Source organism: Paenibacillus sp. FSL H7-0331, assembly GCF_001956045.1.
This window is the reverse complement of the sequence record NZ_MRTH01000021.1, coordinates 119,889-142,965: the sequence shown is the minus strand read 5'-3', so window position 1 is coordinate 142,965 and position 23,077 is coordinate 119,889. Positions and strand designations below refer to the sequence as shown.

Here is a 23,077-nt window from a genome sequence, read left to right as displayed (position 1 = left end):
CTGTTATACAGGACAACGAAATCCTGCGAATGAGTGAGTATATGTGAGATAAACCCTTAAAACCGAGGGACGGGCAGTTAACGTTAAAAGGGGACCTTCGTGATACAATCCTTCAATCCCATTCATAGGATTTGATGGGATACCTGTTCGCCATGAAATTGAATTTGAAATAATGTTAGGTCAATAAAATTTGTGTATTGAACTAACGGCTACAATAGTTGAGGGACTTGCTTCACGGCAGCTCTTCTTTTGTTAATTTAAGTAACGGGCAGCTATCTTCAATTACAAAAGAAGGAAATTGTTATCTACTAGTTGAATAACTCTAAGGTGAAAAATAGGGGGTATTTATGTGGGGTATGAATTAAATATTACGAGGGCTAAGTACACGTTCGAAGCGAAAGAAAATCCAATAACTTTAGAAGAATGGAAAAACTATATTTCCAATGACGTTGATTTAAAGTTGCAGGTAGAGGATGACATATCACAAACACTTCCTAATGGGAATGTACTATCAATGAAAAGTGGTGAAGGAATGGCATCTTGGGATTACAATGGAGAAACAGTTTTTCTCCGTTATTCAAGGGGGCTTATTTTGGCTCCTTTTCATCCTTACGGCGATGAACCTCAATACATAGAAAAGTTAAAGTCTATATCAAATAAATTAAATGCTCGACTCCTTGGAGATGAGCAAGAGGAATACTGATTTTAATCGACACGTCCATTGAGCTAACGGAGAACGATAGTTAAATAAAAGATATGTTTTATTTAAAAGAGCGGGCTATCTTTTCGATAACCTGCTCTCTTTTTGATTTTTGATCCTGCACCTTAACTTAATGACATTGTTCCAAAGGATGCTCCGTTTTCTGCATGAAACTTGCTCGTATTTGATGAACTCAACTTGAATGCTTATCAAGAATAATTTTTGTAAATCCGCAAGAATAATCCTCAAATCCATCCTCATCGGTTGACCAAATTTCATTCCATAAATATAGACCATCAATACATTCAATAATTTCATTTTTGGGTACGTATTCTGATGTGTATGACCACCACATTAATTCATTACCTTTAGCCAAACGATATGTTGGTTGTTTTGAAGCCTCTGCTTCATCATATGTTATAGTCAATCGTATAGCATCAATCAATTCTCCCTTACGAATAATGTGACTTACATTGCCTGTGTAGTACGCATATGCTTTTCTTGTGTTATTAATTGGTTTTGAATTTAATACTAATCCGTTTGTAATCATGATCATTCTCCTTAAAATAATGTATTTTGGCAAAATAGATTAAGTTAGTATTATAATGTCGGAATTAGATATTGATTTAACTGAATAACGTAAATTTTACGATATATTAATTTCAGTAACAAATTGCAGTGAAGCATTGAGACATAAGCTAGTTAGTAACCGAGAAATTATTTCTTTTAATTCATTGTTCCCCCCTTGTAAAGTATTTATTTTGTAAATCGGCTTGTTAAATATATACCATAAAAACAAAAATGATGTCAACAATAATATTAAATATATTTAATAATAATTTAATATTTATTCAAAAATAGACATTTTAAAAGAAATTAATTAAATATAATATTCATTTGACATTTCGTTGTGTATATTTTATTTTATATTTATAACTTTGGGCGGAGTGATAGAATGGGTTACATTATTGGAGATAGAGTAAAACTTAAAAGAGAAGAGTTAGGGATTACAGCCAGAAGATTAGCGGAATTAGCTAATTGCACTCCTTCAGCAATTGGTCAATTAGAAAGTGGAAAGTCTGATAATCCAACAATGAAGTTATTATCAAAGCTAAGTGAAGTCTTTAATGTTTCAATTGACTGGCTAGTTAACGGAGAACAGGAAATTTTAAACAAGCAAGAATATTACAAACTTGATGAATTTGAAAGGAGATTTATCTTAGAGTACATCGACTTTTGCTTGAAGCGAAAAAATGAAGAGATTTAAATATGTACTAATATCCCTCATTAAGTGAACGGACCACGGTTGCATTGGAGATAAAGGACATTTCTATATTAATGCAATTTGAAGAAGATGGGCTCGTGGGTTGAACTGACACTCATAAATAAGGTTTAGGAACCGACTATGATGGATTAAGCCATAACTACAAATAATTTTCTCGGAGTGTTGGTAAATCAATATAATGAGGTAATAGTTTAAGACAAGAAAAGTCTTTAACTATATATAAAATGTAAATATTTGACAAAATGTAGTCGAAATGGTATACTAGTATAGTAGGTAAATGAACTGCAAATATAATTTATTAAGAGAAGGGTCAAATTGACTTTCTCTTATTTTTGCGTTCTAAAATTAATGGGGGTTGCTTTTACGTGGATAATATTAGAGAAATTTACAGAGCAAAAAGACTGAAAAGCAGGATCAAACTTATAGAAATAGCGAATATCCTTGGCTGTACGAAGGGTTTAATTAGTAATTGGGAAAATGCTAGAAGTAGTATGGTCGAAGAGAAGGTAATAGCATATATGGAATACATTGATTCGAAGGAAAGCGTTGGTGAAACAATATGTCATCATGTTTAATATTACAAACGCTTAGAACAATTCTGATTGGATCAGATACAGCGATTTCTACTAGTCTTAATGACCAGATATATAGATTGAGTGATGATGGGGAAAAACTATGGAGTATAGACGGAAGTGTCATATTCTGTTCTGGCGATATGGATACAGCATATAAGATTATGGGAGCATATTTGCAGTTGCAACACAGAAAAGTTAAAGATATTAGTCGTATAGCACGTATCCTATGTAAGGATATCATAAATAAGAAAATAGCTATAGTGGTGTGTTCAGTGCTATCAAATTGTTCCATAGTTTATGATATTTCATCAGAAACCAATTTTGAAATTATCGAAAAAAGAATGGGTATAAATCAATCTAATGATGTTGCAATTTGGGCAGCAGGTATTAAAACAAAAGAAGCTGGAGAACTAGCGGAGAAATTCCTTGGACAAGGAAATGATGCATTAACTACATATAAGAAGGTATTCAATGAAATTTCTTATGAAGGTGTTGGAGGTTCTTTGGTTCTTAAACAGGTCACACAAGAACAAGTCAAAGACTTAATGATAGAAACGATTACGGAGAAACCAGATATGAAGATTCTGACTGAGGAATTATATTGGAAACTGCAACTTCAATTAATCATAGCGGAAAGGGTATACGGAAAATTAATAGCAGGTGTAAATTTACAAATAGATGCATCTGATGAAACTGGAATGAAGACTTTTACCGTAGATGGTAATGGAGTAACCATATCAGGAACGCGTCTGACAATCACTGGTGGTCTTCCACCAAGCCAGCTAGACCCTACCTTTAAAGATAGTCTAGTTAATTTGGGAAGGGCTTATAATGGTGTTGTAATTGATGCAGCTAATGGTCTTGTAATCACTAAAAGCGATAACGCAATTAGAACTGTTCTTAATGCAACTGATGGATTTAAGTTCCAAAAGAATGTCAGTGGAACATGGACAGATAGACTTTCATATGATGCTATTACTGGAAATTTGGTTATCGATGGTTCAATTAATGCAAGAGAGCTTAAAATCAATGGAGTTAATGTACTAGTTGGAGCTAGTACAATTGGTGGACAATTTATTGACAAGATCAAGGTTGAACAATTGGATGCCACAACCGCTAAGATTGGATCAGCAATGATTGGTAGTATTTATGCTAATCAAATTGTTGTTGGGAATGGGACTATTCCAGATGATTTACTTTCTGGAAGCTCAAGATGGAATGGTAGAACTACATTGATCAATGATAGCGGTATATACACTGGTACATTAACGGCTAATCAAATCAATGTAATTCAAGGTATTAGCTTAGGTGCAAATGCTACTATTGATTGGAACACCATGAATAAGCCAACAGCGGCACAAGTAGGAGCATTGCCAAGTAATACATTCATACCTACAGTTCCAGCTTATATAACAGCAACAAAGATTACACAAACGTCTATTGAGAGTCCTAATATCACAGGTGGAACAATCGTAGGAACATCATTTAAAACAGCTTCGAGCGGTGCAAGGCTACAGATGGATACAAGTGGCATAAAATCATATAACTCTTCTGATCAATATCATGGTATCAATATTTCTAGTGGGAATTTTTCATATCTGGATTTTTTTTATCAAGGTGAAGATCGTGGAGGAATGTATCAAGCTGGTGGAGTTTTACATATTGAACCAAGAAATGGAGCGGATTTAGTTATTTCATCTAATTATGCATATGGAAACATAACTATTCAAGCAGGCTCTAGTGCATTAACTAAAGCAAAAGGAAATTGGGATTTTACTGAAGCCAGTGTTACTGGAAATTACGCTAGATTTGCGTAATTTGTTTGTTTAGAATTACATTTTGTTTTGAATAGGGTTGAGGAATCCAAATAAAAAGAGGATCATCTACTATGGATGATCCTCTTTTTGTCTGGATTTAATACGCCACTCTAAATTGACAATTTTCCTTGATGAAATATCCATCATTAACAACTACGCATTCATCTGTATGCTTACTTATCCTTCCATAATCAATTTTCTCTCCTTCCTGATACACGTGTACGGGAACTGCAAAGAACCTGGCATTGTCAAAATCGAATGGTGATAGTAATTCTTGATTTGCTTGGAACATAATCAGACCTTCTTTCTTGTTAATTTAGGGTGTTGTTTTGATACTACTTCGACAAAATATCCATAAATCCTTTTAATTAGGTAAATATAACCATGTAAAAAGAAGGATAAAATAGTAATTTATCGAATTGTATAGATTGTAGTTGAGAATGAGAGGGGAATTGTATATGCAAAAAAGATTATTGGCAGGGGTAATTGGAACTACGTTGTTGTTGGGATTAGGAACAGGGGCATTAGCAGCATCTTCTTTAGAAGAAATCAAAGCATATTTAAATGGAGAGATTAAATTCAAAGTGAATGGGGCTGACTGGCGTCCAAGTGATGAAAAGGGCAATGAAATGATGCCTATTACTTACAATGGAAATACATACGTACCACTACGTTCTGTTTCAACAGCGTTGAATACACCAATCGATTACGATGGTGAGAGCAAAACGGTTACATTAGGCGAGAAAGTAGATGGTGTAACTCTTTTTTCCAAAACAATTAAATTGCTCAACCCAACGGATTCGGATGTTGCTGATCTAATAGATAAAGAACAATTAGTGATTAGTGGAAAGCAGTATGAAGGGGCATTTAGATTAAGAACAATGTACCAAAACATTAGGGTAATGGACATTGATCTTGGTAAAGCATACACCAAAATGCATTTAGTTGTTGGCGCGAAGGGATCAGATGTGAATGTGAAGTTCTCCAATAAAGACCAAGTTGTTCTTAAAGAATTTACTTTAAAAAAGGATGAAGTTAAGGAAATAGATATTGAATTGAATAATTCGCAAAACTTAAAGATTTACTCAAAGGGTACTGAACAGGGAAAAGAAGGAAATGTCTTTATTTTGAAGGAATCAACTGTAAAATAAATGACGATTTAGATAAGTGTGGGGTAATATAAAAACAACAGAACAGACGTTTAAGATTTTTTTAAGCGTCTGTTCTGTTGTTTAAGGGGATACTGGGTTTCGTTTAAGCGGTAAGTTTAGAGGATCTGTGAACTTTCAAACGTGCAAGTTTATTCATAATAATGTATAGCATTGTCAGAATGGTTATCTTATAATTCAAATAATGTAATAAATATTTATAAAAAGTTTTGAATTATTGCATGGAAAGACCTGATAAATTTAATAATCAGGTATTTTGCTACGAACATCAAAGAGAATCTGGATTTCCTCTGGAGGGTAAGTTTGTGCTAGGTATTATCATTATTTCAGTAGTATTAATTATTATTGTAATTGGCATTGTTGGTTACAAAATCAACAGTAAAACGAAAGAACGAAATCAACCATTACCTTTCGATTATGATCTAAAGAAAATTAACATTACAGATATAGATAGAATGAGTGATGGCTCAGAATTTGAAATGTACTTGTACAGATTACTATTAGAACTTGGCTATTCTGGCGTGTATAAAACAGTAGGAAGTCGAGATTTTGGGGCAGATTTAATCTTTACAGATCGTGAAGGGGTAAGAAATGTAGTCCAGGCAAAGAGATATGGAATCGATAATTTAGTTGGTATTTATGCAGTTCAAGAGGTTTATACATCAATGAGGTACTACAAGGCTAAAAAATCCATTGTTATAGCAACATCCAAGTTCACAGAGCCATGTGAAAAATTGGCAGGATTCAATCATGTTAAACTACTAGATCGTGATGATCTAATAAGAATTATTGATGCTTTTAAGCAGGAGGATAATCTAAAAGCAATGGAGATTATTGAATCCGAACCAAGAGTTATTTTGGAGTCTTGGAATGAAATGAATAACGAGTTACCAGTGATAAAGAAAGATCATAAAGCTGAGAAGTTTGTGAAATCAATACAATCAAAATAAATGAAAGTTGATGGAGAAATGACATTCTTGAATAATTGGCTTTATATCATCCGTAATTGCTCATTTGATAATACTTATAAGGTGGCTTGGGCAAAGGCTATAACCGAAATTTCGCATGAATATAGTTATGGAAATCAGGAACAAGAAGTAATTGAGATTACATTAACAGTAATAGCTGAAAAGGTGGTTCGCTATTACTGGGATCAAACAGTATTTTTTGATCTTAAACAGAGTGGCAATCCAGTTAAACCTCCAGTTATAGTTTCTATTGTGAAAGGTCTTATTGCTTCGTATCAAGCAAAGTCAGGCTCATTAAAGCCTATTAAATGGTTTAAAGCGAATGTGGAGAATCTATGCAAACAAGAATATGACAAGGCAATAAAGGATATTGTGAAGGCTCTAAAAGCAGATGTGAGTTATCGTTTTCTACGAATTGAAGGCAAAGAAATAGTAGGTATCTACGAATATCAAATAAAAGCTGATAGTTTGTTTATCGCGGCAGAGAGCTTGAAGCTGCTAAAAGAAAATAGTTTAATAGTTTTCGATGCAATAAATTACCGCTGGACTCAAATGCTAGAGAACTTTAATCATTCGCCACGAATAAGCAAAAAGGTCAAGATCATAGATGAAGAAAACGTTAGGCGTAAACCGCTGACTAAGTTTTCATCGTACATCAACGTTGAGAATCCAAAACATGTTTGTTTCTTGTGTGGTTATGTGATTGTTGATGAAACACCTGCACTAGATCACGTTATCCCTTGGTCGTACTTGTATTCAGACGACTTGTGGAACTTAGTGTATGCTCACCAGACTTGCAATAGTAGTAAATCAAACGTAATACCAAGTGAAGATATGATTATGCGATTAGAAGAAAGAAATAGTAATTTATATAGTTTACTTCAAACGACTGGTATAAAAGACAAGCACGTTTCGGATTTAGATTTAGCAATCAATAATAATTATGTCAGGAAGTTTTGGATAACTTGTCAAGGATAATGAAAGGGGGGAAAATGAAGAAAATAATTATATTAGCGATTATAGTGTTTTTACTGGCAATAACAAACCCCAGTAAAAGCGAATTTACTGAATGGGCTTTAAGCAAATTACAAGATAAGGGGAACACTCTATCTAATTTTGGAGTATCTTTAATAGGTAAGCCAATTATTGAAAACTCTACAACAGTTCATAATTATATAATCTTTTCAACTTTCGAAACGATGGTACTTAATAAAAAGGTAACAACTTTAGGAGTTTTGAAGAATTTTATCTCATTAAAAGAATGAATTTTACTAATAATGTTGGAGGTATGTGGTGTGATTACATATAACAAGCTTGTACGTGATAAAATTCCTCAAATCATTGAAACGAAAGGCAAGAAAGCCAAAGTGAGGGTACTTGATGAACTAGAATATAAGAAAATGCTTGATGCAAAGCTTCAAGAGGAACTAGACGAATACATAGCTGCAGACGAGAAAGATCAAGTTGAGGAATTAGCAGATCTTGTAGAACTTGTGTACGCTACTTTGGAGCATAGAGGAATCACTGTTGAACAGTTTGAGAAGATACGGATTGCGAAGCAAGAAAAGCGCGGAAGATTTAAGGAAAGGTTATTTCTAATTAGCGTTGAAGAAAATGATAAAGAAATAATATTTAAGGAATTTAACTCAAAAGAAGAACAAGTAGCTAGGGAAATTGATAAATATATAACTGGGAATTTAGATGGGATAACTATTAAGTCATCAATAACGGATTGTATTGGTTATAAAATTGGCGAAAGTAAAAAATTTGCAAGTATTACGATTCAGGACAAACATAGTTTGATTTTGCATATAGGACTGAAAAGAGAGGGGTTAGGAATTAAGTTACAAGAAGATATCAATACATTAATTGGAACAAAATTCCAAAGAACCAAAACTGATAATCAGAAATACCCACATCAAGCTTATATTAAGTTGGAATGGGTGAAGGATATAGAACAAATCAAGCCTTTTATTATAATGGCATATGAGTGTAGAAGTGGGAAAAACAGTAGTAAAGGTCATTAAACGAAAAGAGGATATTGAATGAGTTCGGAGATAATGACACCACTTATTACAAACAAAACAAAAACTATTCTGAAAATAATTATTGTGGCTTTGATAACTATTGCTATTGCAACATGGGTTTACTACTCATTTTATCATCCCTATGGCATAACAAAGAAAGTAGTATCTAATTACATAGGAGCTATTCAAAAAATGGAAAGTACGTATTCATTTAAGGATTCAAATATTGAGGACTTTGAAAATGTTTTGGAATATAAATTTGTGAGCTACCATGACTTTACCTTAGAATATAAACGCATTACATATGACCGTAAAATGTATGATATTCTTGAAAAAAATTCAGGTAAATCATTCAGCGAATTTTTAACAGACGTTCAGAAAAAGAATCCTGGGAGAATCGAAAAAGTAAATACTAATGAGGTAGTAGTTTGGTTAGACCAGAGATTCGATGAGGTTAAGCTTGTTTATGATCTTGTTGTAACAAATAAGCTTGGTCAAAAAATTTACAAGAAAGTATTGTTTACGGTAAATAACTCTGAGGGGACATTTAAGATTAGGAACATTTATTATTAATCTATACCTACACGTTTTGGAGCGCTTTAGATAGAAGAAGTATTTATGTAAACGAAGTTAAATGAATATCAATCAAAACAAAAACAGACGCTACAGGTTTGCTCCTGAGGGTCTGTTTTTGTATGTCGAAGTGTTACTGGTTCTCATATTCTAACTCAACCAGACGAATGAACTGTGAAGGTTTGACGCTCAAGCCCGCACAAATTTCGAAAATTTTACTTATTGAAGGTTCATGTAGACCGCGCTCAACCATCGAAATGTAAGACCTATCAACATCACATGAGAAAGCTAAGTCCTCTTGACTCAAACTTTTCTTTATTCGTAGGGACTTTATTACTTTTCCGATGATACCTTTAATAGCTGCATTCTTATTGCTCATGTTTCTAATTCCTTTTAGAACCATTGTCAATTTGAACAATAATATTAAACAGATAAAGTATTCAACTAAATGGTTTTAATTAACAATTAAATATGTTAATATTATTTTGGATTATTCGACAATTGCTATAAGAGTTGAAAGTTCCAAAATAAATTTGAGGGTAGTGTGGTTGTCACAATGAAAATTAGAAAAAAATTAATAATAACGCTATCCGTATCGGTATCACTTTGTTTTGTTGTCGGATGTGGAAGCAATGTAAAGCCAAACCAACCGATCGCAGCTAGTACGCAAGTCAGTTTGCCAGAAACTAGTACATACAACATTGCATTAAACAAAATCAAAGAAAGCAAGCTTGATGAAGCAGATGCTTTGTTATGGAAAGAGATAGGTGGAGTATACTCAGTAAGGCTAGGTGACTTGCCGCAAGAGAAACAGGACTTAATAAACTTGTATTATTATGTGAAGGCTCAAAAGAAGATGATGGGGAACGATTACATTAATGTAATTAACTATTTAAATCAACTAAAACCGATTGACGATTTAATTTCAATAAATCAAAGAGATAGTTTGTTGAATAAGTATCAACCGTTGGCTGATCGTCAGTGGGAATTAACAAAGTCACAAGTAACCCTTGAAAAGGATTTGAAAGCGCCGTCTAAAAATCCAGCGGATTATGACGCAAACGGAAACTATAAACCAGTGGAGAAAATGACACAAGAGGAAAAGCGGAAAGAACTGGAGGAAATGCTTAAGAAGGCGATTAAGTGATCAAGTTGAAGCAGCGACATATTGATACTCTTATATATAGATGAATGTCGTTACTTGCAAGGGAAGCATTTTTGTATTTAAGGGGAAAGTGACGAGGGATAGCAAATTGCTATTCCTTTTTTATTTTGAAATGGGAAAGTATGGTGTATCACTTATAAATAGAAGGAGGGAGTGGCAATAAAGACGGAGTGAAAAATCGTGATTGAGATAGGAAAAAGGAGTCGGTTCGGATGTTGGTTGAAAAGGCAAAGTGAAAACTGGTCAACCGATATCTTGATATGTATAATTTAAGGTAGATAAGCGTGTAGTTACTACACTTTGAAGAATTTACCTTACATTCACGAATAGTGTTTCCCTAAAAACCCTTGCCCGTCATGACTTTCTCCAACTTGGCAAGAAATTATCTAAAGTAAGTGCCGCTGCAGGCACCACACACAAGGTTAATATCGGATCGACACTTGACCTTATTCGTCAGGCAGGCAAAATCCCTGCGCAGCGCAATACGAAATATGAGATTCTGCGTATGTTCGATGATGTCAACGAAAAGATCGATTTTGATTTTGTGATGCAGAACTAGAGGCTTGATAAGGGAAGTACGGACGCAATAGGGTAGAAACTTCATCACGTGAAATACGTGTTTAAATTAGAACGCTTATCTATATGAATCCACTGGAGGGATGGTATATGGATAAGCGTTCTTTGTCGTTTGGCCAGAGGTATACGCGGCGACAATCCAGATGATACAATAGGAAGAACTCAAGGAAAAGCTGTCTATAATATATAAGACGGACAAATTGGCATATGCGGATGCAAAATCAGGCTTCGTTCATTGTATGATGCAGAAACTTGGATTTGAAAGCTGAACAAGTGAATAATGTGTAACACTTGTTAAACTGGAATTTATTAACTAAAGTTATTTAAATTTACGTCAAATTGCAGGGATATCACTTATTGTGTAGAATCTTGTAAAAAATAGCATACATATATTGTAGACAGGATTCATGGTTGCTATTACAGGGTTAGTCAAGGAGATTAGTCAAGGAGACGAGATAAAAATGATTGTTCTGTATTTCATTTTTGCACTTATCTCATTCTACATATGTTATCGTTGCTACGAGACTATGCAAGTCGCGTTATTTTTATTTGGTTTTTATTCATGTGTCGCATGGCTGGTTGCTGTTACTAATGAGGTTGTTCAGTATTATAGATGATATAAGCTGGCCTGTAGTGAACAAAAAAGTAGGCAACGATCTCCAGCGATTACTGGACCGTTGCCTTTTTGTGACCTGTACAAATAATTGTTTGATTGCGACCGCTTCTTTTGGCTTCATACAGGGCTTCGTCCGTGCCCTTGAACAGCATTTCTTTCGTAATTCCCCTTTGAAAATCATAGACACCGATACTAATCGTTACAGCTTGTCCATTCAGCTCCTCATGAGGCTGCGCGGCGATTTGTTTGCGAATATTCTCTAAGTTTAGAGTAGCCTCCTGCAGATCCATATCGGTAAAAATAATAGCGAATTCCTCACCACCATAGCGGGCAGGAAAATCGTTTAGGGAAACCATCGTTTTTATGGTGAGTGCTACCTTTTTTAACACGGCATCTCCTGCCCGGTGACCAAAGGTATCATTTACTTTTTTAAAGTGATCAATATCTAACAAGGCTAGCTGAAAGGAAAAATTATACCGTTCTCCCTGTTCGATCAGTTTGTCCAGATATTCATGAAACGACATATGATTATACAAATCAGTCAGTGCATCGGTTTTGGCCAGCTTGTCCATAATCACGTTGCGAACTAGCAGGTCTTGGCCTGATTCCAATGATGATTGAAGATGCTTCAGTAGTTCCTTGCCGCGGCTCATAATCCCAAGTGCTACTACTAGGCCCCCCAATAATACTCCTGTAACCGCGATTATATCCGATATGATCCATGTGGTTTGTTTATCCAATACTCCATATAGCACATAAAAGCATGACAAACTGAGCAAATAAGAAAACACCACTTTGCTGGTTTGGAAATAAAAGATGGATACGAGAATGGGAAGAAACAAGGTAGTCAATAAGGTATTGACGTGGGGAAATGAGTAGATCAGTCCGCTGGAAATAAAGGCAGCTCCGATAATAACGATGTAGTCTTTACCTCTCTTTGCCCATTTGTGAATGGCTTCAATGACTAGCAAGCCAAGGCACAGCCATAAAGTATTCAAGGTTATTATGGGGACGATAGCGAGGGAGGTGGAAAACCAGGCAATAACATCATATACACATGTAGAGAAGATAGCTAAAGCGATAATTAGCCAAAATCCGGTTAATAATTTTCGATTCCATCGTGGTAGATCAATTAATTGGAATAAATCAAAACCCATGTTTTCCAGTCACTCCATTAATTACACTTTTCTGATTTCTTAACTATACCATGGGAAATTGTTGTTTGTATATATGCCTGCGAGGGACCATATACTTTAACATGAGAAGTGTGAAAGAAAGGAGTGGATGAGATGAAGCTATTCGCCTTTACTCTTATGCAAACCCCCGATTCATCCATAAATCAGATAGAAAATCGGTTAGCGGCGGCTTTGAGAAAAACATACAAGGAGGATGCTTCGGTTAAGCTTTCGAGCTATCGTGAGTATACAGTAATCGAAGCAGCTGGGAACAGGACTCGTTTTTCCACAAAGCAACAAATAGATGCGTTGTACCAATTAGCTGCGGAGACCGCGGCGGATTGGGTCATTCAGGATGTGGAAGAGAAACGGATTCGACAGCTTATTATCGATGAATTCCATTACGGAAAAGAAGAGGATATCAGGGATATTCTGAGTTATCTGAAGCCAGAGCTCAGTGAAGATAATCCGGAGCAGCAGGAAATGCGGACACGCCGTAAGCTTAAGGTTAGTCAGCAGCTATTCTCCTTGCTGAAGGATTGCAGCGATTTGAATCTGGATGGATTTATGCGATTTCGCTTCAATGACTATATGCAGGAGTTACGTGAAATTGTGGAATATGCCGTAGATGAGTTTTTGATGGATCGGCAGTACAAGGAGTTTATTTCACTGCTGCAATATTTTGTATACATCCAGGAAGCAAAAATTCCATTTGCACACCTGATACATAAAGGCGGCAATGAATTTGAACTGCTTAATGACCATATGGAAGCCATAGACACCAGTGATACGAATGCTACCTTGACAATGGAGTTGCTGGAGAAAGATGTTAATTTTGAAGATTTGATCGTAAGTACGCTCATTTCCGTATCACCGCAATTGATCTACATCCATACGAGAGAACCGGACCTGCAAATTATTCAAACGATTTCGCAGATTTTTGAAAATCGTGTTGAACTGTGCGAATATTGCGGATTATGTCATAATCTTGACCGTTTTGCGGTATCGGATTATAATAAGAGCTAAGACTAGAATCAAAGACAACGATGTATGGCGTGCTGTACAGAGATAGGAGACATTGGCTGCAAGCTCCTTCGGTTAACGACATTCATTTACCCCTTTGTAGTTGCTATATGGAACACGGATTGAACGATTAATGGACGATTCGTAAGTAAATATGGTCGGCTCATTCCCGTTATTGGATGCTTATGAGGATTCGTTCGGTTGGGTTTATACCTATGGACGAATTGAACTAGGGTGGAACCACGAGACCAAGCGCTCTCGTCCCTTACGGGATATGATGCGCTTTTTTTGTTGTCTAAAAACGGTAGATGCTTACGAAGTAAGTTTTCTACGAAAACAGAGCAGATGCTTACGAAGTGAGTTTTCTGCGAAAACTTTTAGGAGGTCAAATCAATGGCGGTAAAGGTTACATTTCCTGACGGAGCGGTTAGAGAGTATGAGCAAGGGACTACGATTGAAGAGGTAGCCGGCTCGATCAGCTCGGGTTTGAAGAAAAATGCAGTGATTGGTAAGATTGATGGCAAATCGGTTGACTTGAACACACCAATTACGCAGGATGCTGCATTGGAAATTATCGTATTGGACAGCGAGAGCGGTCTAGAGGTATACCGGCATAGTACAGCGCATCTGATGGCGCAGGCGATCAAACGTATTTATGGAGAAAAGGCTGTTAAACTGGGTATTGGTCCTGTAATTGAGGATGGCTTTTACTATGATATTGATTTGGAAACGCCACTTACCCCAGAGGATCTGACTAAGATCGAAAAGGAAATGGAAAAGGTAGCTCAGGAGAACTTCCCGATTCGTCGTCGCGAAGTCAGTCGTGAGGAAGCCATTCGTATATTTACTGAAATGGAAGATCCTTTAAAGCTGGAATTGATCCGTGATTTGCCTGAGGACTCTGTGCTGACTATTTATGATCAAGGTGAGTTTTTTGACTTGTGCCGCGGCCCACATTTGCCTTCAACTGGACGTATTAAAGCGTTCAAGCTGCTTAGCGTTGCTGGTGCTTACTGGCGTGGTGATGCAAAGAATAAAATGCTGCAACGTATTTACGGAACAGCCTTTTTGAAAAAATCCGATCTGGACGAGCATTTGCATTTGCTGGAGGAAGCCAAGAAACGTGATCATCGTAAGCTGGGCAAAGAGCTGAAAATGTTTACCTTCTCCCGTGAGGTTGGACAAGGCTTGCCATTATGGCTGCCTCATGGAGCCAAACTGCGTCGCACTATGGAACGCTATATCGTCGATCTGGAAGAGCGTCTTGGCTACCAGCACGTATACACGCCAGTACTAGCCAATGTAGAGCTGTACAAAACCTCCGGACACTGGGAGCATTACCAGGAAGACATGTTCCCCAAAATGATTATGGACAATGAAGAGCTGGTTCTTCGTCCGATGAACTGTCCGCATCATATGATGATCTATAAGAGCGATATGCGCAGCTATCGCGACCTGCCGGTTCGTGTGGCCGAGCTTGGGATGATGCATCGTTATGAGATGTCGGGGGCTCTGACAGGCTTGCACCGTGTGCGTGCAATGAATTTGAATGATGCTCACATTTTCTGTCGTCCCGACCAGATCAAGGAAGAGTTCAGCAGGGTTATTACTTTGATCCGTCAGGTGTATGAGGATTTTGGTATTAAGGAATATCGTTTCCGCTTGTCCTATCGTGATCCTAAAGATACCGAAAAATATTTTAACGATGATGCCATGTGGGAAATGTCTCAGCGTATGCTGAAAGAGGTTGTTGAGGAGTTGAATATTCCTTATTTTGAAGCAGAAGGCGAAGCGGCTTTCTACGGACCGAAAGTGGATGTGCAGATCAAGACTGCATTGAAAAAAGAAGAAACGCTCGGAACCGTTCAGCTTGACTTCCTGCTGCCTGAGCGCTTCCAGCTCGAATATGTAGGTGAGGATGGTCAAAAGCATCGTCCAGTCGTTATCCACCGTGGCGTAATTTCCACTATGGAGCGGATGACAGCATTCCTGCTTGAGAACTTTGCAGGTGCACTGCCGACTTGGCTTTCTCCGGTTCAGGCTAAGGTTATTCCTGTTTCAACTGCATTTGAAGATTATGCCAAGAAAGTCGAAGAAAAGCTTCAACTGGCTGGTGTTCGGGTTGAATCTGATTTGCGTAATGAAAAGCTGGGTTATAAGATCCGCGAGGCGCAGCTGGAGAAAATCCCTTATATGCTCGTTGTAGGTGAAAATGAAATGAACAACTCCAGTGTATCTGTCCGTAAACGCGGCGAAGGTGATCTGGGTGTTCAGAGCTTGGATAGTGTAGTAGCGATGATCGAGGAAGCTATTCGTAACAAGGTGATTGATTAATAAAGCTAAACGGACCAATCCTTCAGGGAACTGGTCCGTTTTGTATTTCTGTTGGTGCTTGTATATGCTTTAGGCGTTTGCTAATTGCTTTATTCGCTGATTGATATGGTTTCCTTGATGTAGCCCGCCGTGGTAGCAAATGATGTTCTGAATATCAAATGATTCCAGCTTCTGCAGCGATTGTATGGCTAGCCTGATATCCAGAGCATGCTCAGGAGTCGGTCCCTGCAATTGTCCATCAATAACGACCAGCGCATCGGCTGCAATTAAGGTTTTACTTGCTTTGTGATACAGGCTAATATGTCCCGGGGTGTGGCCGGGAGTATCGATAACGATAATACCCTCACAGTAAGGCAGCTCCTGCTCATTTTGAATGATGTTATCGACCTGAGCTTTTGGTGGATTTTCAAGAGCTGATCTGAATGCTTTGCGCCATTCCAAGGGTACCTCCGCTGGTAAGGATGCGACAGCAAGCTCGATAGCTTCCGGTGTAATCTTTAATAATTGCTTTTCGCCTTGGATGTACGGCTGTTCCAGCTTGTTGGCTGAGACTGTAATGGTTTGAGGGCTGTCTGCTAATATATTGGCTAAACTGCCGATATGATCTATGTCCTGATGCGTAATAATAATGTGATTGAGCCGATCCCAGGACACATCCTCTTGTTCCAAAGCTTCACGAAATTTGGGCAGCTGTCCCGGATAACCTGTATCAACCAATATGGCTGATTGATGGTCCCATAATAGTGTCGGATATATGGTGTCGAGCTTCCCCATTACAACTGCTGAAATTTCGAGCATCGCTATTCCTGCTGCTATTTTCATAGTATCCCTCCAACCATTTAATGAAGAACTAAGAACTATGTGTCTTGTAATTGTACAGCAATTTTGTGGCATAGAAACGATGCTGCGAACCCGGACACGGAATCCAGTTGGACGCGAATATGTTCGCCCTCGTATGCGAAGCTCAGCTGCAAACAAATATTGCATTCCACGGCGGGGGATATGTTCTCCTGCTGGATGTCTTCGAAATAAAGATCGATATGCTGTTCCAGCCCGCCTGTGGATGTATGCCTGATCGTCACGGACAGATTCTTCGGTATGTTACGCCGTTCCTCGGCTTCCATACATACCTTCGTAATTTCAGCGTAATGAAACGAGGGGAATAAGCCAAACCTATCGATAACATTCTGAGCTCCTTTTATGGACATGAGCGGTGAGAACGTGCGTTCAAACCGACGTGCGCTCAATAGATGGGACTCATATTGGGGGCTCGTATACAGCAGGATGGAATCAGGACCGCACGCTACTGCCGTTCCGATAAAAGCTGCCCAGTTGGGCTTATCCCATTCACCAACGGTTATCATAATCTGATCTTGAGCACGTAGATTTGGCAGATCCGTGTTGAAATGTAGACGGAAGCCTTGTGCCTGCACCTGCCAATCGGTGTTTGGGGCAAAACAGATTTCTTCCCGTTCCACGGATCGAACGCTAACGTTCCACACCCATTCATTTCTCATTCGTTCACCTCCAAGTTGTGTCGCAAAGACCATGAACTCTATTTATCATAATAGTGAACTGAATGAGAGTAGTCAACAATAAAATATTAAATTATAACATAAAAATAATTATTTGTCAATAAGTAAAAATGCTTATTTGTGGAAGTTTTGAGTCGATTTGACGAAATGGTATATTTTTTTTCCATTTTGGAGAACCTCCTGTAGTAAGGGGTGGTATATCCAAGTATGTTACCTAAAGCGGTAAATCATGCAAAATGGATCTGCGTAGCAACGATTATGATGCTACTAATCATGATTTTTGAGAAGGAAGAACAAATGACAGTTTCAAGTTGGAGTGTTATGGAGTCTGCTGTCATGCAACAGCCGCATTCGGAGCCTGCCAGTGTTGCAGCTGTTGAGGTAAAAGATTCGGGGCCTGTGAAGGCGAAGCCGGAACCAGCCGAGATTCAAACGTCTGAGATTAATTACTCACGTACGAACAACTATAGCAAATTGCCTAACTTGAATCAGGATTTGTCCAAATACACAGCGACAGAGGTTATTGCTACAGGCTATTTTGCGGGGAAGGAATCGACCGGGAAAAATCCGGGACATCCCGAATACGGGGTCACGTTCTCTGGCCTAAAGGTGCAGCGCAACAAAAATTCACTCTCAACCATCGCGGCCGATCCGACCGTATTCCCGATAGGTTCTGTGCTCTACATACCTGGTTACGGATATGGAGTTGTTGCGGATACGGGGAGTGCGATCAAAGGAAACCGGATCGATCTTTATTTTGAAACAAAGGATCAGGTTTATAAAGAATGGGGTAAAAAAACGCTGCATGTATTTGTTGTGAAAAAAGGTGAGGGCAAAATAACGACAGTGATGTGGAATCAATTAGAGGACGAATTATTGCTATGAGTTACCAAAAAATGATAACATAAAAAATTACCTCGCTACCCATACTATGTTTGTACGGGAGGTGATCATCCATGGCAAAAAACAAAAATAAGAAGCAACAAAATGATACCGAGTTTTCTCAAGAAATTCTAGCCAAAAACGGCAATAGTACAGCTGCAGGTTCTCAGAACGGAACCACTAATACGAAGCCAAATATGAATAGTAGTAAGTAAAGTTTACAGGAATAGCGGAATAACAAGGAGTCGGCAGGGAAAGCTTGCCGGCTTTTTTGTTGTTTTTAGATGATAAGGGCTATTTTCCGAGGATGGATTTCAAAAAAAGAGGTTTTCAAAGCTGAAAATTTAGTGTAAAATAACAATATTGTAATGAAAGTTCACATGGAAAGATAGGTGATGTTCCATGATTAATGCTATATTAACAGGGAGTTCGATTCCAGTGATTCAACGAAAAGCAGCCGAAGTATACCCCTTTTTAGAGTCATATATCGCTCGTAAGGAAACTCAAATTGCCGAGATCGAACAAATCATTGATCGATATGAGAAAAAAAGGCTAATGGAAGAAAGGAGCTATCAGTCTATGTCATCTTTACGCCGGATGTTTACGGGGAAAAAGCCTGATCATCATGCGGCGGTAGAGTATATCCATTACGTAAAAAGACCGATGGCTCAGATCCGACAGCTGCGTGTAGAGTTAGAACAAGCAAAAGCGATTATGACAGGCAGTAATCCGGGTGACTTGATTGCGATCAGTTATGATCTGGACAAGGAATTGCAATAGGTTATTATACTTGCATTCATATCGTTTGTTATAGTTAAGGGGATTTCCCAAAGTCACTTGGGAAATCCCCTTTTTATGATGATAGATTCTGTTATCCGCGGCTGTTTTTCAGCTTGGTTAGCTCGATGAAGTCGTCATCCTGGCTGTAGGCGGGAACGCCATGAATACCGACATCCAAACCTACTAGCTCTTCATCGCGGCTGACGCGCACCGGAACAATCTTTTTGATCAGTTTGAAAGCAAGCCAGGTGAGGCCGAAGCCCCATACGGAGACCGTAATAAGGCCGAGAGTCTGGACACCGAGCAGGCTCCATCCGCCTCCGTAAAATAAACCACTATAGCCTTGTCCGTATCCTGCTGTTAGCTCAGGCTTGGCGAAGAGTCCGATTGCAAGTGTTCCAATGCTGCCACTGACTCCGTGGACGGCAAAAGCGCCAACAGGATCATCGATTCGCTTGGACTCCAAGAATTCGGTTGCGAATACCATGGCAATGCCGCATACAGCACCAATCAGAATTGCAACGATGTCGCTGACGAACGCACAGCCAGCCGTGATTCCGACGAGACCTGCTAACGAACCGTTAATGACCATAGGTGGATCTGCTTTGCGATAACGGAACATAGTGAACAGAATGCAGGTTGCGCCACCGGCTGCAGCCGATAACATGGTTGTCACAGCGATGTGACCTATCGTTGCGTTTGTGGCGCTTAGTGTGCTCCCTGAGTTGAAGCCGAACCAACCGAACCAAAGAATGAATGCGCCAACGGAGGCCAACGGTAAGTTGGAGGGTGGAACAATATTGGGAGTTCCATTATCGGCAAACTTGCCAATACGCGGTCCTATGAACAATGCCGCAGCTAAAGCAGCGAAGCCGCCGAGCGCATGAATGACGGCCGAGCCGGCAAAATCGATCATTCCGAGCTTCCCGAGCCATCCGCCAGTGCTCCATATCCAGTGTCCGGCGATTGGATAAATCAGTCCGGTCATCGCAATCGTGTATAATATATAGGCGTGGAAGTTGATACGTTCCGCTACAGCTCCAGATACAATAGAGATAACTGCGATAACGAAAGCGCATTGGAATAACCAAAACGTATCATGTGAGATTGTGAGATCAATGTGAGAAAGATCACCGCCTAGCATAAAACCGCTAGTTCCGATAAGTCCGGATATATCCTTGCCGTGCATGAAAGCGAAGCCAATAAAGAAAAATACAAGGGCGCCAAAAGCGATGTCGACAAATACCTTCATGATGATGCTGACTGCATTTTTTTGTCTGACAAATCCGGCTTCCAGCAAGGCGAAACCGCCTTCCATCAGCAAAATCATTGCAGCGGTAAGAACAACCCAAATGGTGTCCAATCCACTGGCTAAAGTGGATAAATCCATATCGTTTCATCTCCTTATTACGTACATTCTAACCGTTCATCGCCCATAATTATACGTTTCTAATGATAGTTATGTCAACGGATTACGTAAGATAAAATGACATGTATAAGTGATTATTCGATGTTATGTAAGAAGGCTGCAGAGCGTACATATTTTGTCGGATTATTGCGTACTCTAACATAAAATGCGTCTGGACTATAATTACGACTACTACTAGGAGTGAGTAGATGATACCGATAAAATCCGTTCTGACCAATTATGAGGAACCCTTTGATGAAGTAAGCCGACAATTACACCAATTTGAGTTCACGCTTGGTGGAAACTGGGATTATGATCATGGTTATTTTGACCGTTATTTGGATGACGCACATCAAGTATGGCTTCGAATCCCTTTTGAAGTCACCCACGGTACTCTAGATGGTGACACAGGTGCAACAGATGCGATCATTTGCATGGGTACACCTTTCGTATTGAAGCATATCTATAATGATGGTTTGGATAAGGAAGCGCATCTGAATGTATCCGGAGCATTAATTGATCAATTTCAGGAGCCAATCGATAAGGATGCTCCTGTCGAGGATAAGTGGGTAGCGGCAGCCAAGGATATGCTGGGTAAGGTGGAACGGGTCTGGAAGGTACATTAGAACAACTAGACTGGTAAGCTACTGAGAACTTGAAAGTAGACTTTCAGAGTGCTTGCAATCATTTGTAAAGAAGATTGGCTGTGCCTCCTATCCGAAATCACGGATCAGGAGGTTTTTTTGCGATTTCATTTAGGCTCTTTTTATTTTTCCTTAAGGTTTCTTTAAGGTTTCGGGTCCAATATAAGAGCAAGAGAAGCAAACACATAACAATCTTAGAACCTTACCAAGGAGGGTTTTACAATGGAAGATAACAACAACAATAATGAATTTTTGCGCCGCCCCAGTGGCGAGTCCACGAATGCTTCATCCAATGATGGAGTTGAAGCGGACCAAGCAGGTTCAAACAAAATAAAGCAAGACCGTCCTTCCCACTACTATTCTTACGGGCCTTATAAATCAACTATGGGACATGACGAAATAGCTGCATCTGATACAACTGCCAATTCGAACGAAGGAACGACGCCAGTCGAAGTGACACCACCGCGTCCGGTTCGCCCTTTTTCCTACAATGGCTTCGAACCAAGCCAGGAGCATCCGAGTAACAATTGGCAGCATGATAACAGAAAGAAAGGTTCTTCTGTTAAAGCCGTCTTTTCCGCTTTTATGGCGGGTGCCGTATTGGTGGGCGGATTAATGTTCGCTTCCGATAAAATGAATTGGTTTACAAGTGGTCCAAGCGCATCGAGTAGTGCTTCCGCTCCAGTGGCAAGCAAAGCTGCCGCGGCTCCCGCAACTGGTAATGGGGGTGTTAAGGAAGCAGCCATCGATCTGGGCAGACCCACCAACATCGCTCAAATTGCTGAGCAATCGGGACCGGCAGTCGTTAAGATAGAAACGAAGGTAAAGGCCAAGAGCTCCCGTGGTGGCAGCTCCCTGATGGATGATCCGTTCTTCCGTCAATTCTTTGGCAATAATGGCGGGGGTTCACAATCACAGCCGAAAAGTGGTGCGGACCAGCTTCAGCCTGCGGGGATGGGAACCGGATTTATTTTTGAAAAATCAGGCTACATCTTGACCAATGAGCACGTTATCGACGGTGCCGATGAAATTTGGGTAACGGTTGAAGGCTACGAAAAGCCATTTAAGGCGACGCTGTTGGGTAACAGCTACGATCTGGATTTGGCAGCTCTGAAAATTGAAGGCACCAAAGATTTCTCATCGCTGACACTGGGCAAAGCAGAAAATACCGCTGTAGGTGATTGGGTAGTTGCCATTGGTAATCCATATGGCTTCGATCATACCGTAACGGTGGGTGTGCTGAGTGCCAAAGAACGCCCGATTTCGATTCCGGATTCACAAGGTACTCGCAACTACCAGCATTTGCTGCAAACTGATGCTTCGATCAATCCGGGTAACTCGGGTGGTCCCTTGTTGAATTTGAATGGTGAAGTCATTGGGATTAACACTGCTGTTAGTGCGCAAGCCCAAGGTATTGGTTTTGCAATTCCGACAAGTACAATCTCTTCTGTACTCGATAACCTGAAAAATAATGTGAAAATCCCGAAAGAGCCAGCACCTTATATTGGTGTGAAGCTGTCGGATATCGATAAAGATTGGCTGACTGAGCTGAAGCTTTCCAACAATGAAGGTGCCATCGTATCCGAAGTGGAGCGTAAGAGCCCTGGGTTTGTAGCAGGTCTAAGACCTTATGATGTCATTACCGAGGTTAATGGAGCCAAAGTTAAAACATCACAGGAACTGGTTGACGCGATCAAGAAGCTTAAAGTAAAGGATCAGGCTACGTTAACGGTAATGCGTGACGGCAAGAAAGAAGCTATCACAGTGACCATTGGCGACCGTAACGCGGAGTAAGGTTAGCAATTAGGTAAGATCGTAATAAGGT

22 protein-coding genes and 2 pseudogenes are annotated in these 23,077 nt (G+C 39.2%); 18 read left to right on the top strand and 6 right to left on the bottom strand.

Annotated features, from left to right (window positions below; all coding sequences use genetic code 11):
* Window positions 1-349: 349 nt before the first annotated feature.
* Entirely contained in the window at window positions 350-703 is a 354-nt protein-coding gene (locus tag BK127_RS26665) for a hypothetical protein (protein ID WP_076234664.1), read from the top strand.
* A 190-nt stretch (window positions 704-893) separates the two neighbouring features.
* Here BK127_RS26665 and BK127_RS26660 read toward each other — a convergent pair whose 3' ends face one another.
* Window positions 894-1,250, bottom strand: a complete 357-nt coding sequence (locus BK127_RS26660) for a hypothetical protein (protein ID WP_076234661.1) — start codon at window positions 1,248-1,250, stop codon at window positions 894-896.
* 405 nt (window positions 1,251-1,655) lie between these two features.
* Here BK127_RS26660 and BK127_RS26655 point away from each other — a divergent pair, with 405 nt between their 5' ends.
* The 8 genes and pseudogenes from BK127_RS26655 (at window position 1,656) to BK127_RS26610 (ending at window position 9,114) form a co-directional block, all read left to right on the top strand.
* On the top strand, window positions 1,656-1,967 hold the full coding sequence (locus BK127_RS26655; RefSeq protein WP_076234659.1) for a helix-turn-helix domain-containing protein: 312 nt from the start codon (window positions 1,656-1,658) through the stop codon (window positions 1,965-1,967).
* 577 nt (window positions 1,968-2,544) lie between these two features.
* Window positions 2,545-4,377 (top strand): hypothetical protein, encoded by a 1,833-nt coding sequence (locus tag BK127_RS26645; RefSeq protein WP_076234653.1) that lies wholly within the window; start codon window positions 2,545-2,547, stop codon window positions 4,375-4,377.
* A gap of 458 nt (window positions 4,378-4,835) precedes the next feature.
* Window positions 4,836-5,528 (top strand): stalk domain-containing protein, encoded by a 693-nt coding sequence (locus BK127_RS26635; RefSeq protein ID WP_076234648.1) that lies wholly within the window; start codon window positions 4,836-4,838, stop codon window positions 5,526-5,528.
* Between the two features lie 323 nt (window positions 5,529-5,851).
* The gene (locus tag BK127_RS26630; protein WP_256711459.1) at window positions 5,852-6,496 is read left to right on the top strand and encodes a restriction endonuclease; all 645 of its coding nucleotides are present in this window, start codon (window positions 5,852-5,854) and stop codon (window positions 6,494-6,496) included.
* Complete coding sequence (locus BK127_RS26625; RefSeq protein WP_076234645.1) at window positions 6,497-7,492, top strand: HNH endonuclease; 996 nt, start codon at window positions 6,497-6,499, stop codon at window positions 7,490-7,492.
* A gap of 14 nt (window positions 7,493-7,506) precedes the next feature.
* Window positions 7,507-7,779, top strand: a complete 273-nt coding sequence (locus BK127_RS26620) for a DUF4359 domain-containing protein (protein WP_179097609.1) — start codon at window positions 7,507-7,509, stop codon at window positions 7,777-7,779.
* A 30-nt stretch (window positions 7,780-7,809) separates the two neighbouring features.
* Window positions 7,810-8,130, top strand: a pseudogene (locus BK127_RS44950) (pyrophosphohydrolase domain-containing protein); the annotation flags it as partial.
* A 429-nt stretch (window positions 8,131-8,559) separates the two neighbouring features.
* Window positions 8,560-9,114 carry a hypothetical protein gene (locus tag BK127_RS26610; protein WP_076234636.1) on the top strand — a complete coding sequence of 185 codons (555 nt, stop codon included), beginning with the start codon at window positions 8,560-8,562 and terminating at the stop codon, window positions 9,112-9,114.
* A 133-nt stretch (window positions 9,115-9,247) separates the two neighbouring features.
* On the opposite strand, the gene BK127_RS26605 is transcribed toward BK127_RS26610, so the two are convergent.
* Complete coding sequence (locus BK127_RS26605; RefSeq protein ID WP_076234633.1) at window positions 9,248-9,493, bottom strand: helix-turn-helix domain-containing protein; 246 nt, start codon at window positions 9,491-9,493, stop codon at window positions 9,248-9,250.
* A gap of 177 nt (window positions 9,494-9,670) precedes the next feature.
* Between BK127_RS26605 and BK127_RS26600 the strand changes: the two genes are divergently transcribed.
* Window positions 9,671-10,261, top strand: a complete 591-nt coding sequence (locus BK127_RS26600; protein ID WP_076234631.1) for a hypothetical protein — start codon at window positions 9,671-9,673, stop codon at window positions 10,259-10,261.
* Window positions 10,262-10,670: 409 nt separating this feature from the next.
* Window positions 10,671-10,838 (top strand): annotated as a pseudogene (locus BK127_RS44945) (dehypoxanthine futalosine cyclase); the annotation flags it as partial.
* A gap of 683 nt (window positions 10,839-11,521) precedes the next feature.
* Here BK127_RS44945 and BK127_RS26595 read toward each other — a convergent pair.
* Window positions 11,522-12,628 carry a GGDEF domain-containing protein gene (locus BK127_RS26595; RefSeq protein ID WP_076234628.1) on the bottom strand — a complete coding sequence of 369 codons (1,107 nt, stop codon included), beginning with the start codon at window positions 12,626-12,628 and terminating at the stop codon, window positions 11,522-11,524.
* Window positions 12,629-12,760: 132 nt separating this feature from the next.
* On the opposite strand from BK127_RS26595, the gene ytxC reads away from it, so the two are divergent.
* Entirely contained in the window at window positions 12,761-13,672 is a 912-nt protein-coding gene (gene ytxC, locus BK127_RS26590) for a putative sporulation protein YtxC (protein ID WP_076234625.1), read from the top strand.
* A gap of 390 nt (window positions 13,673-14,062) precedes the next feature.
* Window positions 14,063-16,003, top strand: a complete 1,941-nt coding sequence (thrS, locus tag BK127_RS26585) for a threonine--tRNA ligase (protein WP_076234622.1) — start codon at window positions 14,063-14,065, stop codon at window positions 16,001-16,003.
* A gap of 69 nt (window positions 16,004-16,072) precedes the next feature.
* On the opposite strand, the gene BK127_RS26580 is transcribed toward thrS, so the two are convergent.
* Entirely contained in the window at window positions 16,073-16,825 is a 753-nt protein-coding gene (locus BK127_RS26580) for an MBL fold metallo-hydrolase (protein ID WP_076234619.1), read from the bottom strand.
* 35 nt (window positions 16,826-16,860) lie between these two features.
* Complete coding sequence (locus BK127_RS26575; protein WP_076234616.1) at window positions 16,861-17,520, bottom strand: Imm50 family immunity protein; 660 nt, start codon at window positions 17,518-17,520, stop codon at window positions 16,861-16,863.
* A gap of 315 nt (window positions 17,521-17,835) precedes the next feature.
* Between BK127_RS26575 and BK127_RS26570 the strand changes: the two genes are divergently transcribed.
* The 3 genes from BK127_RS26570 (at window position 17,836) to BK127_RS26565 (ending at window position 19,200) form a co-directional block, all read left to right on the top strand.
* Window positions 17,836-18,423, top strand: coding sequence for a 3D domain-containing protein (locus BK127_RS26570; RefSeq protein WP_256711458.1), 588 nt, complete (start codon window positions 17,836-17,838; stop codon window positions 18,421-18,423).
* Between the two features lie 71 nt (window positions 18,424-18,494).
* Window positions 18,495-18,635: a hypothetical protein gene (locus tag BK127_RS43900; RefSeq protein WP_179097608.1), complete on the top strand. Its 141-nt coding sequence runs from the start codon at window positions 18,495-18,497 to the stop codon at window positions 18,633-18,635.
* 223 nt (window positions 18,636-18,858) lie between these two features.
* The gene (locus BK127_RS26565) at window positions 18,859-19,200 is read left to right on the top strand and encodes a hypothetical protein (RefSeq protein ID WP_076234698.1); all 342 of its coding nucleotides are present in this window, start codon (window positions 18,859-18,861) and stop codon (window positions 19,198-19,200) included.
* Window positions 19,201-19,291: 91 nt separating this feature from the next.
* Here the strand turns inward: BK127_RS26565 and BK127_RS26560 are convergent, their stop codons facing one another.
* Complete coding sequence (locus BK127_RS26560; RefSeq protein ID WP_076234610.1) at window positions 19,292-20,590, bottom strand: ammonium transporter; 1,299 nt, start codon at window positions 20,588-20,590, stop codon at window positions 19,292-19,294.
* A 227-nt stretch (window positions 20,591-20,817) separates the two neighbouring features.
* On the opposite strand from BK127_RS26560, the gene BK127_RS26555 reads away from it, so the two are divergent.
* Together BK127_RS26555 and BK127_RS26550 are read left to right on the top strand one after the other, a co-directional pair.
* Window positions 20,818-21,234 (top strand): YugN family protein, encoded by a 417-nt coding sequence (locus BK127_RS26555; protein ID WP_076234607.1) that lies wholly within the window; start codon window positions 20,818-20,820, stop codon window positions 21,232-21,234.
* A 240-nt stretch (window positions 21,235-21,474) separates the two neighbouring features.
* The gene (locus BK127_RS26550) at window positions 21,475-23,046 is read left to right on the top strand and encodes a S1C family serine protease (RefSeq protein WP_076234605.1); all 1,572 of its coding nucleotides are present in this window, start codon (window positions 21,475-21,477) and stop codon (window positions 23,044-23,046) included.
* Window positions 23,047-23,077 lie beyond the last annotated feature (31 nt).